We start from the raw sequence: 264 nt of genomic DNA, 5'->3' as shown, positions 1-264 counted from the left end.
GGCTAAAACAGTCAGGATGTTGGCTTAGAAGCAGCCATCATTTAAAGAAAGCGTAATAGCTCACTGATCGAGTCGTCCTGCGCGGAAGATGTAACGGGGCTAAGCCAGTCACCGAAGCTGCGGATATCCTTTATTGGATATGGTAGGAGAGCGTTCTGTAAGCCTGCGAAGGTGTCTTGTAAAGGATGCTGGAGGTATCAGAAGTGCGAATGCTGACATGAGTAGCGATAATGGGGGTGAAAAGCCTCCACGCCGTAAGCCCAA

At 49.6% G+C, this 264-nt stretch carries 1 rRNA gene; it reads left to right on the top strand.

Going from position 1 to position 264, the window contains the following annotated elements:
- Positions 1-264 (top strand): 23S ribosomal RNA (locus GCN75_RS28980); the annotation flags it as partial.

The sequence above is a fragment of the Janthinobacterium violaceinigrum genome, from assembly GCF_009208555.1.
GTDB lineage: Bacteria > Pseudomonadota > Gammaproteobacteria > Burkholderiales > Burkholderiaceae_D > Janthinobacterium > Janthinobacterium violaceinigrum.
This window is presented reverse-complemented; position numbering and strand designations above follow the sequence as displayed.